Raw genomic sequence first — 12897 nt, 5'->3', positions numbered from 1 at the left:
ATCCACCGCACGGACGACTACCTCTCCGCGGCCCCCATACCATCGTGGTCAGCCTGTCCTTCAGTGCACAACTGCCGGAGGGCTTCGTCGACTGTGAGGGTCCTGCCCCTCGCGCTCTCCCAAAGATGGAGGACCTCGGTAGCCGCACGCATAAGGTGATCCGGGAGACCTGCTTCGGCGAGCAGGTCCGCTGCATCGCCCAGCTCGGGGCCCCACCGCCAAGCACGTGCGGCCGTCTTGGGGATGTAGTCGGTCTCGGCGAGATAGCTGCCAGAGCGCTTGCTCGCAATCTCAAGGAGTTCGTCGGCGACACCGTGCGAGTCTGCAAGCCCGTAGGCCACAGCGGCCAGGACTCGTGATGCCTTCTGATAGCTGGAGTAGGCGAGCTTCAGCGCGGAAGCCTTCCCGATCTCCTCTCCCAAACGGCGGGGACGGATATCAGTGCCCCTGAAAAGCGCTTCGACCTGCGCAACGTGTTCGCTCGGCCCGGAGAGATAGAGGGTGGGCTGCTTACCGCCCAGCGGCGGGGAGCCGACCACAGCTCCGTCGACGACAACCGCGTGAGGCAGGCGATCGGCGATGCGGCGGACCCTCAGCGGGGTGATCGCATTCGCCTCGATGTACGTGCCTCCTCGAAAGCCAAGGGCTCCAACTTGTGCTGCAACGTTTTCGGCAGCCTCAGGCGGACATAGCGACAGCACCACATCGACACGTCGTAGGAGCTCACCAAGATCATCGACTGTTTCGATGCCAGCACAGTCGGCCCGTTGCCTGGAAGCATTGCTACGGCCAGTCCGGCACCACAACACGGGAGTGCCCTGGGAACGTAACTGGGCAGCGAAAGCGGCACCCATGCTGCCGGGGTGCAGCAGCCCGACCGTCGATATGTTCGCCGTCATGCAGTACCCCTCGAGTGGTCAACGGCCAGGAGCAGTTCAATCGCCGAGAGGGCAGTTGGCACCGATCTGTCGGGTGGGGCGAGGTGGGTGGGCCAATGCCTGTCGCGACCCACCCAGATGGTCCGCAGCCCCGCTGCCCTGCCTCCGCAGATGTCAGTTTCGGGATCGTCCCCGGCCATCCAGCCGCCTCCAGAGAGCAAGGAGTCACATGCTTCCGCTGCCTTGGCGAAGAACGCGACCTCCGGCTTTCGGGCGCCGGCTACTTCCGAGATACACACACCGTCCACATGTTCGAGTATGCCAGCGGCCCGGAGCTTTGCCGTCTGGATGTCACTCGGCCCGTTGGTGGCTATCCCAACCCGCCATCCCGAAGCCCGGAGCGCCGCGAGGCCGGCAAGGACGGCGTCTGAACAGGCGACGGATGCCGCCATATCACGGCGGTACTCCCGCCACAGGGCACCCGGGGACGGCGCAAGGCAGTATTCGGATCGGATCTCTCCGAAGGTCGCAGGAGAAGCGCGGTCCTGCAACCTGGCGAGCAACTGCCGCCGGACATGGTCCCCGAGACGATGTCGTGCAATGAACGTGGTCACCCAGCTGACCAGAGCTCCGCTCCTATCGATCAGCGTGTCGTCGAGATCGAAGAGAACCAACCGTTGCATAGAAACAGACCCTAACTTGAGCCTGCCGGCGCACCCCAAAGGGCCCTGCCAGGGGTGCCGATAGGGATGGTTCCGAAACCGACCGCGGCAAGATCCGCCGACTCCGCACCCTGCCAGCCGGTACGTCGGAGGGTGGGCGGCCGACACTGGGTTGCTGCCGACAATCTTGCTCGCCTCGTGGTTGCCGTAGCCCAGCATCATGAGCCGGAAGGTCTCCTCCCGCTCACGGTTGAGCTTCCACCTGCCTGTCTGCTTCAGGCTCCAGTGACCTCGATCGCCGCCAGGTTCTTCTTGCCCCTGCGCAGCACCAGCCAGCGTCCGTGCAGCAGCTCGTCGGCCGTGGCCACCGCGTCCTCGGCGGTCACCTTCACGTTGTTCACGTAGGCGCCGCCTTCCTTGACAGTGCGGCGAGCGGCCGACTTGCTCGCCACCAGGCCAACCTCCGTGAACAGATCGGTGACCTGACCGAGCTCGCTCACCTTGGCATTCGGGAGCTCGGAGATCGCAGCGGCCAGCGTCGCCTCGTCGAGCTCGAGGAGCTCACCCTGCCCGAACAACGCCTTCGACGCCGCGATCACGGCGGCGCACTGGTCAGCGCCGTGCACCAGCGTGGTCAGCTCCTCGGCGAGCGCACGCTGCGCGATACGGGCTTGCGGCCGCTCCTCGGTCACCTTCTCCAACTCCTTCAGCTCCTCAGGCGACTTGAAGGAGAGGATGCGCATGTACCGCGAGATATCCCCGTCGTCCGTGTTCAGCCAGAACTGGTAGAACGCGTACGGCGTGGTCATCTCCAGGGCGAGCCAGAGCGTGCCGGTCTCCGTCTTGCCGAACTTGGTACCGTCCGCCTTCGTCATCAGTGGCGTGGCGAGCGCGTGCACCTCGGCGTGCGGCTCCCGGCGGTGGATCAGATCCAGGCCGGCTGTGAGATTGCCCCACTGGTCGCTGCCGCCCGTCTGGAGGGTGCAGCCATACCGCCGGTAAAGCTCCAGGAAGTCCATGGCCTGAAGCAACTGGTAGCTGAACTCTGTGAAGCTGATGCCCTGATCGGATGCCAGGCGCTGAGCGACCGAGTCCTTGGTGAGCATCTTGTTCACCCTGAAGTGCTTGCCGACGTCCCGCAGGAACTCGATCACGGATAGGCCCGCGGTCCAGTCCAGGTTGTTCATCATGATCGCCGCATTGTCGCCCTCGAAGGAGAGGTACGGCTCGATCTGCGCACGCAGCTGGGTCACCCACAGTGCGATGATCTCCGGGTCGTTCAGGGTGCGCTCGGCGGTCGGCCGAGGGTCACCTATGTGGCCAGTCGCGCCGCCCACGAGCACCAGCGGTCGGTGCCCGGCCTGCTGGAGCCGGCGGAGAGTGAGCACCTGCACCAGGTGGCCGACGTGCAGGCTGGGCGCGGTCGGGTCGAAGCCGCAATAGAAGGTGACGGGGCCATCCGCGAGAGCCTTGCGCAGTGCTTCCTGGTCAGTTGACTGGGCGATCAGCCCGCGCCACCTGAGCTCGTCGAAGATGACCGTCACGGTCCAGTGTCTCCTTGGCTTCGCGTGTAGACAAGTGCGGCCAGCTTAGTGCTCCAGCAGGGCGCACGGAGGCGTCAACGTATCGGAGATGAGGGTGATGATGTCGACTTATGACAGCATGCAGCATTCGGCTCTTCCACTCAACAAGACTTCCACGCGACGCCGTTGACCGACAAGCGCTGCGGGTCAACCGAAGGCGAGCAGCGGCACGTCGTACAGGTCGGGGTTGTGCGGCCTAGTCATGTTCGGTGACACGACTTCGACCACCAACAACTCGCTGAGGAACTGGACTTTGGCACTCAAGAGGTGACTCGTGCGACCGTCGGCAGACGGTGACTTGAGACCGGCGGACACATGGATGTGCGGCAGGATGGCGCCGCTCTCCGGATCGTGGGCTAGGGTGCCGGCTCCAAACGCCTCCACGTTGGTGACGTACGTCTTGGACCAGACCGGTGCGTCCGGGTTCTCGAGCCTCTCGCAGGCTCCCACAATCTCAGCTTCTGCGAAGGCGCCGATGAATGAGGGGATGTACCCCTGGCGTACGCCGTGCTCGCGGCAGAAGGTGGAAAGCGCTTCGAAGAAGTCCTTACCGTGGTCAAAGGTGACACCGAAGGTTCGTCCGATGGTCAGTTCATGGGCACGCATGCCTCTTCCCTCCTGGTGATCCTTGACTCGCCGTATCAACGCCGCCTGAGCAACCACCAGCTACCAGCAGGTCACTATGCCTCTTGAGGTGTTCAGCCAGGACGCGGTGAGCAAGGAGCCTGGCTCTTTGCTCAGAATCACGGTGCATCATTTTGTGTGGGCATTGCCTTCGCATGCTCCTCACGTCAGCCTTCCTACGCCGGACACGAAGGTGCCGCTTGGGCTGGCCTGGGACCTGCCGTTATGCGAGCGACCATGCTCGTACGGCCTATCGGTAGCACCTTCGTCGATGCGCTGCTCCTGATGTGATCATCCCACCTCATCCATTGGCGCCTCTGCGAAACGGGTGAACGTGCAAGGTCAAAGGCCACGGCGTCTTCAGCCACAGGCACACGCGACGCCATGATCGCCCTGAATCGAAGGGAGCCGGCCTTGCATCCAGTCGTACACCTCGTCGGTTGCGGCACCCGCCCAACCCGAGACCTCCCCCGCTTCGCGACCTCACTTCGTACAGCGGGTTGGGACCCCTACCTCATCCCCAGTCCAGTAGGGCGCCACTTCCTGGACCTCGCCGAGGCGGAGGAACGCTCGAACCACGTGGTGCGATGGGACTTCGATCCCGGTGACCCAGTGGAACTGCCTCGTGCGCAGCTTGTGGTCGCAGCGCCGGCGTCGTTCAACACGATCACTAAGCTCGGCGCTGGTATCGCGGACACCCTGGCTCTGGCCGTGATCAATGAGGCAGTCGGTGGTGGCATGCCCGTGCTCCTGGCCCCATGGGCGAACGCCCAGCTGTCTGCACACCCAGCGTACGTGCGAGCCGTGGCCAGCCTTCGATCCTGGGGAGTTCGATTCCTCCCTACGGACCAGTCAGAGCCCTTCCCGTGGCCTTCCCTACAGAATCAGATGGACTCGCTACGCCCTTAATTAGGCTTACGAGCAACTCGTCCGCACCTGCTCGTGTGCATCCACGATTGCCCAGCAGTGGGCGCTGTCAACGCTGCAGGCTCCGTTCGCGACAGCGGTCCGGCACCTTCACATCAATCGCTTGCGCGGTCCAACGGGGCTTCGCCTGGGCGCCTCCCGGTGACCGGAAATGAACGCTCAGCCCTCACTCCGGCACCCAGCATCACCTGAGTGATATCACGAAGGCGATGTGCTGCGCTGTCATCTCAACACCACACTGGCTGACCGTGCTCCCGTAGCGCAGCTCAACGAGGCAGGCGTCTTCCCTGCGAGTGTCTACGAATCACGAGCCACTCACATCCTGAAAACGCCGTCTTCCAAAAGGGCGTAGATGAGACACCTACTCAGGCGAGGATGGGAAATCGAGCATGGCAGCAAGCAATAGTTGCGTTGTGGTCGGCGCAGGGCTGACTGGAGCGACAACCGCGTGGGAGCTGACACGACATGGGTTTCGCGTTCGCGTGTACGAACAGGCCAACGTGGTTGGAGGACACATTCGACCCGAGTGGCTGAGGGGTATCCCTTACGAGCCGCACGGTGCACACATATTCCACACGCATGACACCGAGGTATGGCAACTCGTCTCCAAATTGGTCGACTTCGCGCCCTATCAGCACCGCGTCACTATCCGTGTACGTTCTCACGAGCTGAGCTGGCCGCTCCAGAGGTCCGAACTGCGCCAGCTAGAGGAATGGCCGGAAGTACAACGTGAGCTGGCTTCGATCCCACGCAAGGTCGACTCAACTAACTTCGAGACCTATTGTCAGTCACTCATGGGGGAGACACTCTACAATCTCTGCATTCGCAACTACACACAAAAACAGTGGGGCAGATCACCTGATACGCTCTCGGCTTCCATAGCCCACAACAGGGTCGAGCTCCGCAGCGACGAGTACCGAGGACTCTTTCGAGACCCATATCAGGGATGGCCGGAGCGGGGTTACACCGAGCTCGTGGAGGCGCTCCTCGAGAGCTCAGAGATCCACCTCGGTCAGCGCATCACCTACAAGGACTTGGAAGATATATCCTTGCCGGGTGAGCCTGTTTTGATCACCTCAGCTCTGGACGACTTCTTCTGCAACGAGCTGGGGCCTCTGGAATGGCGGGGAGTTCGACTTGACAGTCAGTTCATTCCGGGTGTCAAACTCGTCCAGCCGTCGATGGTGGTGAATGAGCCGGACGTTGGCGTCCAGTGGACTCGCACGATCGAGACCAAGTGGGCTTTGGAGAAATTGCACCACAGGCCAGGGACCATCGTCATGCGTGAGTACCCCGGAGCCGCTGCCAAGCACTATCCGGTACCCGACAGCGCCGGCAGCAACAAGGCACTGCAAGTCTCCTACGAGGCACAGCTCGCAGCCTATGCAAGGAATCCGCTTACAGCTGCCGGACGCCTGGCCACCTACAGCTACATCAACATGGATCAGGCCGTCCGGCAGGGCTTGAACGCAGCACACCACATCCTCGAATCCCGATGATGCAGGAAAAGGGCCGAGCATGACTACTGAACTGCTGCACATTCCCATACAAAGGACATGGGAGCAGGCAATCCCCATCATCGTTCCTGTAGGGCCGGACCACGATCCGAGATCCGCAATCAACTCCAGTTTGAGGGCTACCTCGGAAGCGGTCCAGCGCACGGATACGATGCATGTCGTGGTCTTCAACGGCGCCCGCGAGCCCGCCATAACCCCCGATGACCTGATCAAGGAACTCAGCGATACGACTGCGGAATTCGCTGTAGCTATCATCCCCGAGGACGTGGGTTACGTTCGTGCGGTCCAGGAGGGCCTCGGAATTACCGCGCGTCTGGACACCCGGCAGGATCTGGTCGGGTTCCTCGACGCTGATGCAGTCCTGAGGGGCACCGCCCACTGGGCCTTCCTGGAACAGGCGCTCACCACCGAACCCACGCTCGACGCCATCAGCGGCATGGTCATCCACGAGCAGTGCAAGCTCTGGGAGACCCCCAGCTCGCAGAAGTTCATACGAGTGCTGGAACGTGCAGGAAGCGTCGTCAACAAGCCCTATATTCAAGGCGGGGCTGGCGGAACCCTCGCTCGGCGCCCAGCGTTCGAGCAAGCTGTGAACACGGCCCTGAACCTGGGCACCCTCATCGGGCCGAGTCTGTCCGCCTGCGCGCTCGCAGCCGGCCGCGCGGTCCGCGCTACGAGCCACTTGCCTTGCAGCCACACTCCCCGCAAAACGCTCGGAGAATGGCTGGATTCAGTCACCGCATACGAGAAGTCGTGGCGGCGGCTCCTGGCGCTATACGGAACCGACATCGAGCGGCCGTGGCGCGAGTTCCTGCACAACGCGGAAGAGCAGGTGAGCTCCGATCCGTGCCTGTCCAGCGATTTCGCCGACTGTCAGGTCCTCCGGCAGCTGGTCGTTGATCGTGTCGAACAAGAGCACCGGTGCATCAGCTCCAAGGTTGAGTCCCCGCTGACGGCGAACATCTGACCGAAGGGACGATGCTGTGATCCCGTTCCACTCCAACAGCAAGCAACACGACGAGCTTTCACATGAACTGGCCAAAGCTCTCGGCTCGATCGATCTCACCGACGACACCGCCTTCGCCGGAGCAGTCGAGAGGTTCGAACACGCGCTGGCCGATTACTGCCAGGTTGATGCGGCGATAGCGGTCGCATCGGGCACAGATGCGCTCATCATCGCCCTCCGTGCTCTCGATGCGCCGCCCGGCGCGGAGGTCATCACCTGTGACTTCGGCTTCTACGCCACCGCTGCCAGCATCGTGATGGCGGGGTTCACCCCGGTGTTCGTCGATGTGGGCCCCGATCGGATGGTCATGGACCTGGACGCCGTCCGCGACGCGATATCGCCCAAGACCGCAGCCATCGTGCCGGTTCACCTCTTCGGCGAGGCTATCGATATGAAGGCGCTCAAGGAGATAGCGGACCAGCACTCGATCACCATCGTCGAGGACGTTGCTCAAGCTCTCGGGGCCCGGAGTGCCGGCCAGTATGTCGGTTCATTCGGCGCCGCCTCCGGCATCAGCTTCAACTGGTCGAAGCACCTATCCAGCTTCTCCAACGGAGGGGCCGTACTCACCAATGACCGAGAGATCGCCGCTCGTGCCCGGTCCCTGCGTGGCCACGGCAATGCCGGAGGCTTCCGTCACACACGAATGGGACTCAACAGCAGGCTGAACCCATTCGAAGCCGCGCTGCTGTCCGCCAAACTGCCGCACCTCGACACGTGGATCGCTCGTCGGCAGGAGATCGCGGCCCGCTACATGAGGAACTTCGCCTCATCTCCGAACGTCGTCACGCCGACGGCCACCAAGGTCGGGGCACACGTCTACCACAAGTACACGATCCGCGTTCCGGATCGTGACGGCCTGCGCCAGAAGCTCGCCGACCGGGGAATCGGCACCTTGGTCTGTTACCCGTGGCTGTTGCATGACCAGCCGGCGTTCGAGGGGCACGCTCTGAGGGCTCACAGCTCGGACCGTGCCACCGAGGTTGCAGCCGAAGTGATCTCGATTCCCGTCTACCCCGAACTCACTGATGCCGAGGTCGACTTCATCAGTGAGACCATCGTCTCCTATGTGGAGTCAGCGTCCTGATGTCCGGCGTGACCGCTGTCCCGTTGGACAATCAGATTGCTGATCGTTTGCTGCGCGCCATGTACAGACGATCAGGTGCCTGGCTTCTCGATCAGCTCGGGCTCGTGTCCGCCCAGAGCAGGGGCCTGTCTGGATACGGTCCGGTGAATGACGGGATTGCCTTTGCGGTGAATCCTCAGTTCGAGCCCCTGATTGGCAACCAGTCAGTGGTGGTCGGCGGAGCCTGCCTCACCAACTGCGATGCGAGGCTGGAGCGACTGCGGACAGAATTCGTAGTCGATACGGTACAGCCTCTGCTGCTGGCAGCATGGGCCCGCGTGCCCTGCATGCTGTTCCTACCGATCGGTGAAGAGATCATCATCAGCAACTCATCGATCACTGTGGACGCGTGGCGGCGCTTCGGTGATCAGGTCGAAGCATTCGTCAACAGCATCGCCGCTTCCATACCAGGTGGCCACCCGCCCATTCTGATCCGGACCGATAGCGACACAGTGTCGGCGACACTGGACACCGCGGTTGAGGCTGTCAGCAACCTGATCACGGCCACGGAGCTGGCCGATCTGTACGCCATCCGGCCCTCGTCATCCGGGCAAACGCCCCCCAGCGCAGCTCGGCTGCGGCAGTACCGACGCAGCATCGTGACGTACATGCCATCTGTGGTAGCCGAGCTGCTCGGTTGCCGTGATGTCCAACGTGTTGTGGTGGCAGAGAATCTGCATCAGGCGAAGGCTGTCCGCACAGCTCGGTCGGTGTCAGCAGCCATCGGCTCTCATAGCCGAATCGACCACCTCGCTCACGTGCCTGCGCCGTCGGTCACTGGAAGTAGCCGTATGGCTCGTGCAGAGGACCGGTCCGTGCTGTTCTGCCTCGACACCGAGGGAGTAAGGGCGGAGAAGCTCCAACGTATAACGCCGACCGTCCGCCGCTACTGGGAAAGCGCCTGGCGCAGGGCCCTTCGTCCTGATGGTACGGCGATGCATGGAGACCCTCTCAAGGCCGTCTTCGACGAATGGCGCCAGCTCCTGGTCCAGGTTGCCGACCCGCAGCGGCTGGAGGCCCCATCCGACAGCACCGTTTCCGAAGGAGCCACTTGATGAACAGCAATCTGCCCATCGGCGTGATCGGCCTCGGTGAAATGGGCGGCACGATCGCCCGGCGCATCCTCTCCGTCGGTCACCGAGTGGTCGGCCTCGACAAGTTCTCCGGCTTAGCGGATCTCGACTCCCCGCTCTTTGGGCCTGCCAAGCATCCTGCGGACGTTGCCGACCGCTGCGACGTCGTGCTCGTCCTCGTGCACACCGATAGCCAGGTTCGCGACGTGGTCTTAGGAGAGCACGGTCTCACCGAAACTGTACGCCCCGGAACCGTGGTGGTAGTGCACTCAACGGTCGCCCCCGAGACGTGCAAGGCCCTCGCGAAGGATCTCGCTGACCGAGACGTCGCGCTCGTGGATGCAGGCATGAGCCGCGGGCGCGGCTCCATGCGTGAGGGAGTCCTCACCCTCTTCGTAGGGGGTGACGCCGCCACGATCCAAGACGTGCAGTGGGCGCTCCACCTGTACAGCAACAACATCGTGCACGCTGGTCCCGTCGGTGCTGGCATGGGCCTCAAGCTCTGCAACAACCTGCTGTTTCACTCCAATCGCCTGGCGATGCTTGAGGTGGCCCACATTGCGGCTGCCGCCGGCTTACCACGTGAAGCCCTGCTCGACGGCATACGCTCCAGCACCGGCAGCAGCTGGGTACTCGAGCACTGGGGCAAGAAGGACGAGGATGCGCTGAGCGTCGGAATCGGCAGTCATCCCTTCGTGGAACGAACCACCCGCGAGATTGAACTCGCGCTCAGGTACGCCAAGAGCGTCGGCCTCGCGCTGCCGACGACGACGGCCACGGGGAAGTACTTGCCGGGTATCCTCACCGACGGGCTTCCCGCGCGCTTCAGTACGGACCCCTCCGTTGAAGGCAGAGCTGCGGGCCTCGTCCGAAGGAACCGGCTCATCGAGGAGTTCCGCTCCAACGGGGGACGACTGACAGGTGCGCGAGACTCTTGGGAGATCCTTCTCCTCACAACTGTCGGGGCTCGCAGCGGGCGGCACCGCACCACCCCCCTCGCCTATCAGCGCCAAGGCAATGAGCTCTTCGTCTTCGCCTCGAACGGAGGTAGGGACAAGAACCCTGACTGGTACCACAACGTGCGGGTCAACCCGAAGGTCACCGTAGAAATCGGCTCCCAAAAATTCGAGGCGACTGCTACAGAGCTGACCGAAGAAGAACGAAGTCGGGTTTACGAACGCCAGGTGGCGCACGATTCCGAGTACGCTCGCTACGAGGCCAGCACCTCCCGCAGGATTCCTGTAATCCGTTTGCAAGAGATACCCGGATGAGCGTACGCGCCAGATCACCCTTGCATCTTCGTTCCCCTGGGGGATGTCATGTTGTATGTCGACTTCGGCGTAGGGATGTCGTCAGGTCTGAACGGTGTCGGTTTCCGAGCCTGGGAGCTGGCATGTGCCCTGGAGCACTACGATGAAGTATCAGTACTGACTCCCGACGTTCCACATGCAGACGTTCAGGAGACCTGGACTGGAATTCCATGGAACGTCGGGTACAGCAAGGTCGCTCCGGGAGATCGGGACATATACCTCTACGGGTTTGCGACGCCCGTAGACTCCATTAGACGGTTCAAAGCAGCCGGGGCGATCTGCATATTCGATGCGATCGTATGGCCGCTGGAGTACACGACGTATCAGCGTGTGCACGATTCGGACGACCGGCCATCGAAATATCGTGCCCTGCTGGAAACATATCTGATGCGCCTACGGTTAGCAGATGGCTACTTCGTGGCCAGCGAAACGGAGAAGCAGGTGCTGACGGGTCTGCTTACCACCTGCCGATTCGATTTGCTCCTGGAACCGACCCAAGACATGTCGCTCGACGACCTCCTATGGCTGCTGCCAGTGGGTTTCAGCGATGTCAATGAGAGAACGCGACTGAAACCCTCAGCACAGTCCCCTACCCCCGGGCCCGACTTTGTGTGGAACGGGGGCCTGTGGAATCACTACTCCCCAGTAGCTGCCGTACGAGGTCTCAGCTCTCTCCTCGACTCCGGGCACGAAGCCACTCTGTGGTTCCTGTACCCGCAGCGTGGCACACCGACCGCGGCCTACCGAGCTGTCGAGGAAGCCGTAGCCGCGGACCGCCGGCTTGCCCAACACGTCACCTTCTGCCACGGCGGCCTGTCTCTGGCAGACCGGATCACAGTCATGGAAACGGCGCGGGCCACTCTCTGCTTGTACGAGCCACACGTGCTGTGGGACCTCTGCCCTCCCATGAGGCTCCGTGAGACTGTGCTATATGAGCTGCCTGTCATCGCACCACGCCGGGGCGCCCTTGGGAACATTGTCGCGAACCAGGGATTCGGGGCGACGACCGCCTCTCTGTCCGCGGACGACGTCGCGGAGGCAATGTTCTCCTGCTTGCAGGACGATCACGCAGCAGGGATGCGCGGAGCTGCGGCGTCGTCCTCAGAGAGTTTCCGCTACGAAGCCATGATGCCTGGGGTCGCCACCTGGCTCGACAGAGTGCGGGCCCGATGAAGCGCATACAGGTTGTGATCTTGGACCTGGACGGGACCCTGATCGATGAGAGGGGAACCACCGATCGGGCGTTCCTAGCCGCAGGGCGGTTGCTCCATGAGCACGTCGGCATCGCCCCCGACCGTTTCGCTCGCGTAGCCCGGGTGACTGCCCAGAGGCTCTGGTGGAGGGCGACATGGATCGATCCACTCAGCGACGCGTTCGGCATCTCGGCATGGGACGGGCTCTCCGAGAACTTCGAGAGGGCTGTACCTGCGCTCGACCGGATGAGGGCCTGGCTGCCAGCGTTCCGGCAGGCTGCGTGGAAGCTCGCGCTCGACAACGTCGGTGCGGCTGGTCGCGGGCTCGCTGAAGCGGTCGGCGCCGTCTACACGCAGCATCGCCACGAGGGTGTCCGCCTCCTCCCTGGAGCCGCTGACCTGGTGGAGACTCTCGTGCGCGAGCAACGACGCCTCGTCGTGCTGACCAACGGGCCTGGTGACGGCCAGCGCCGCAAGCTCGGATCGTCGGGTTTGCTCGAATACATGCGCGGTCTTGTGATCTCCACAGAGGTGGGATTCGCTAAGCCGGATCCCCGAGCGGTGTCCCTCGCGATCGAGCGCGCGGGTGGACGGTACGAGGAGGCAGTCGTCGTCGGCGACACCTACGACCGTGATGTCCTTGGGGCCTTCGCCTGCAAGGTGCCGGCCATCTGGATCACCGATCAGCCGGCATCGCACAGACCCCAGAACCCGCTCGCTGTCCCAGTCAGGTCGACACGAGCCGTGCTACCGGCCCTGTACGCCCTGGAGAGCCTGCCCGCCCATCTAATCCCACTCAACGGACAAGCAGATCAGCAAAACAAGCCAAGTCCCGAGCTGGGACAGTGACATTGACGCACTGACGGCCAGGTCGGCCACGCTACGCTATCCGGGCGCAGCGACCGGATCGCCTGGGGTTTCCTGGATCGCACACCTGCCAGCACCGCCACGCCGAGCCCGGACAGCCCTATCACCTTCCGCAACAAGGACTGGAACAA

Annotated in this window: 12 protein-coding genes; 8 read left to right on the top strand and 4 right to left on the bottom strand. The window is 62.9% G+C overall.

Annotated features, from left to right (window positions below):
• Window positions 1-17: 17 nt before the first annotated feature.
• The 4 genes from AC230_RS02270 to AC230_RS02260 all read right to left on the bottom strand — a co-directional run bounded on the left by AC230_RS02270 (window position 18) and on the right by AC230_RS02260 (window position 3729).
• Window positions 18-899: a DUF1932 domain-containing protein gene (locus tag AC230_RS02270; protein ID WP_049714221.1), complete on the bottom strand. Its 882-nt coding sequence runs from the start codon at window positions 897-899 to the stop codon at window positions 18-20.
• Entirely contained in the window at window positions 896-1561 is a 666-nt protein-coding gene (locus tag AC230_RS30610) for an HAD family hydrolase (RefSeq protein WP_078870895.1), read from the bottom strand. Before AC230_RS30610 ends, AC230_RS02270 begins: the two co-directional genes overlap by 4 nt.
• Window positions 1562-1815: 254 nt before the next feature.
• Window positions 1816-3084, bottom strand: a complete 1269-nt coding sequence (gene tyrS, locus AC230_RS02265) for a tyrosine--tRNA ligase (RefSeq protein WP_049714220.1) — start codon at window positions 3082-3084, stop codon at window positions 1816-1818.
• 186 nt (window positions 3085-3270) lie between these two features.
• Window positions 3271-3729, bottom strand: a complete 459-nt coding sequence (locus AC230_RS02260; protein WP_049714219.1) for a PPC domain-containing DNA-binding protein — start codon at window positions 3727-3729, stop codon at window positions 3271-3273.
• A 402-nt stretch (window positions 3730-4131) separates the two neighbouring features.
• Here AC230_RS02260 and AC230_RS30605 point away from each other — a divergent pair, with 402 nt between their 5' ends.
• The 8 genes from AC230_RS30605 to AC230_RS02225 all read left to right on the top strand — a co-directional run bounded on the left by AC230_RS30605 (window position 4132) and on the right by AC230_RS02225 (window position 12748).
• Window positions 4132-4656 (top strand): flavoprotein, encoded by a 525-nt coding sequence (locus AC230_RS30605; RefSeq protein ID WP_078870894.1) that lies wholly within the window; start codon window positions 4132-4134, stop codon window positions 4654-4656.
• A gap of 407 nt (window positions 4657-5063) precedes the next feature.
• Complete coding sequence (locus tag AC230_RS02255) at window positions 5064-6173, top strand: FAD-dependent oxidoreductase (protein WP_049714218.1); 1110 nt, start codon at window positions 5064-5066, stop codon at window positions 6171-6173.
• A gap of 19 nt (window positions 6174-6192) precedes the next feature.
• Window positions 6193-7158, top strand: coding sequence for a hypothetical protein (locus AC230_RS02250; protein ID WP_049714217.1), 966 nt, complete (start codon window positions 6193-6195; stop codon window positions 7156-7158).
• 16 nt (window positions 7159-7174) lie between these two features.
• Entirely contained in the window at window positions 7175-8284 is a 1110-nt protein-coding gene (locus AC230_RS02245) for a DegT/DnrJ/EryC1/StrS family aminotransferase (protein WP_049714216.1), read from the top strand.
• Window positions 8284-9378 (top strand): hypothetical protein, encoded by a 1095-nt coding sequence (locus AC230_RS02240; protein WP_049714215.1) that lies wholly within the window; start codon window positions 8284-8286, stop codon window positions 9376-9378. Before AC230_RS02245 ends, AC230_RS02240 begins: the two co-directional genes overlap by 1 nt.
• Window positions 9378-10667, top strand: a complete 1290-nt coding sequence (locus AC230_RS30600) for a nitroreductase/quinone reductase family protein (protein WP_198535386.1) — start codon at window positions 9378-9380, stop codon at window positions 10665-10667. Before AC230_RS02240 ends, AC230_RS30600 begins: the two co-directional genes overlap by 1 nt.
• A 48-nt stretch (window positions 10668-10715) precedes the next feature.
• Entirely contained in the window at window positions 10716-11879 is a 1164-nt protein-coding gene (locus tag AC230_RS02230; RefSeq protein ID WP_198535384.1) for a glycosyltransferase, read from the top strand.
• On the top strand, window positions 11876-12748 hold the full coding sequence (locus AC230_RS02225; protein ID WP_078870892.1) for an HAD family hydrolase: 873 nt from the start codon (window positions 11876-11878) through the stop codon (window positions 12746-12748). Before AC230_RS02230 ends, AC230_RS02225 begins: the two co-directional genes overlap by 4 nt.
• The last annotated feature ends 149 nt before the right edge of the window (window positions 12749-12897 follow it).

It is taken from the genome of Streptomyces caatingaensis (assembly GCF_001187435.1).
Lineage (GTDB): Bacteria > Actinomycetota > Actinomycetes > Streptomycetales > Streptomycetaceae > Streptomyces > Streptomyces caatingaensis.
This window is presented reverse-complemented; position numbering and strand designations above follow the sequence as displayed.

What these genes read in the sequence shown, in the direction of transcription:
- AC230_RS02270 (WP_049714221.1), bottom strand. Translation starts at nt 899, where the DNA reads ATGACGGCGAACATATCGACGGTCGGGCTGCTGCACCCCGGCAGCATG.
- AC230_RS30610 (WP_078870895.1), bottom strand. Translation starts at nt 1,561, where the DNA reads ATGCAACGGTTGGTTCTCTTCGATCTCGACGACACGCTGATCGATAGG.
- AC230_RS02260 (WP_049714219.1), bottom strand. Translation starts at nt 3,729, where the DNA reads ATGCGTGCCCATGAACTGACCATCGGACGAACCTTCGGTGTCACCTTT.
- AC230_RS30605 (WP_078870894.1), top strand. Translation starts at nt 4,132, where the DNA reads ATGATCGCCCTGAATCGAAGGGAGCCGGCCTTGCATCCAGTCGTACAC.
- AC230_RS02255 (WP_049714218.1), top strand. Translation starts at nt 5,064, where the DNA reads ATGGCAGCAAGCAATAGTTGCGTTGTGGTCGGCGCAGGGCTGACTGGA.
- AC230_RS02250 (WP_049714217.1), top strand. Translation starts at nt 6,193, where the DNA reads ATGACTACTGAACTGCTGCACATTCCCATACAAAGGACATGGGAGCAG.
- AC230_RS02240 (WP_049714215.1), top strand. Translation starts at nt 8,284, where the DNA reads ATGTCCGGCGTGACCGCTGTCCCGTTGGACAATCAGATTGCTGATCGT.
- AC230_RS30600 (WP_198535386.1), top strand. Translation starts at nt 9,378, where the DNA reads ATGAACAGCAATCTGCCCATCGGCGTGATCGGCCTCGGTGAAATGGGC.
- AC230_RS02230 (WP_198535384.1), top strand. Translation starts at nt 10,716, where the DNA reads ATGTTGTATGTCGACTTCGGCGTAGGGATGTCGTCAGGTCTGAACGGT.
- AC230_RS02225 (WP_078870892.1), top strand. Translation starts at nt 11,876, where the DNA reads ATGAAGCGCATACAGGTTGTGATCTTGGACCTGGACGGGACCCTGATC.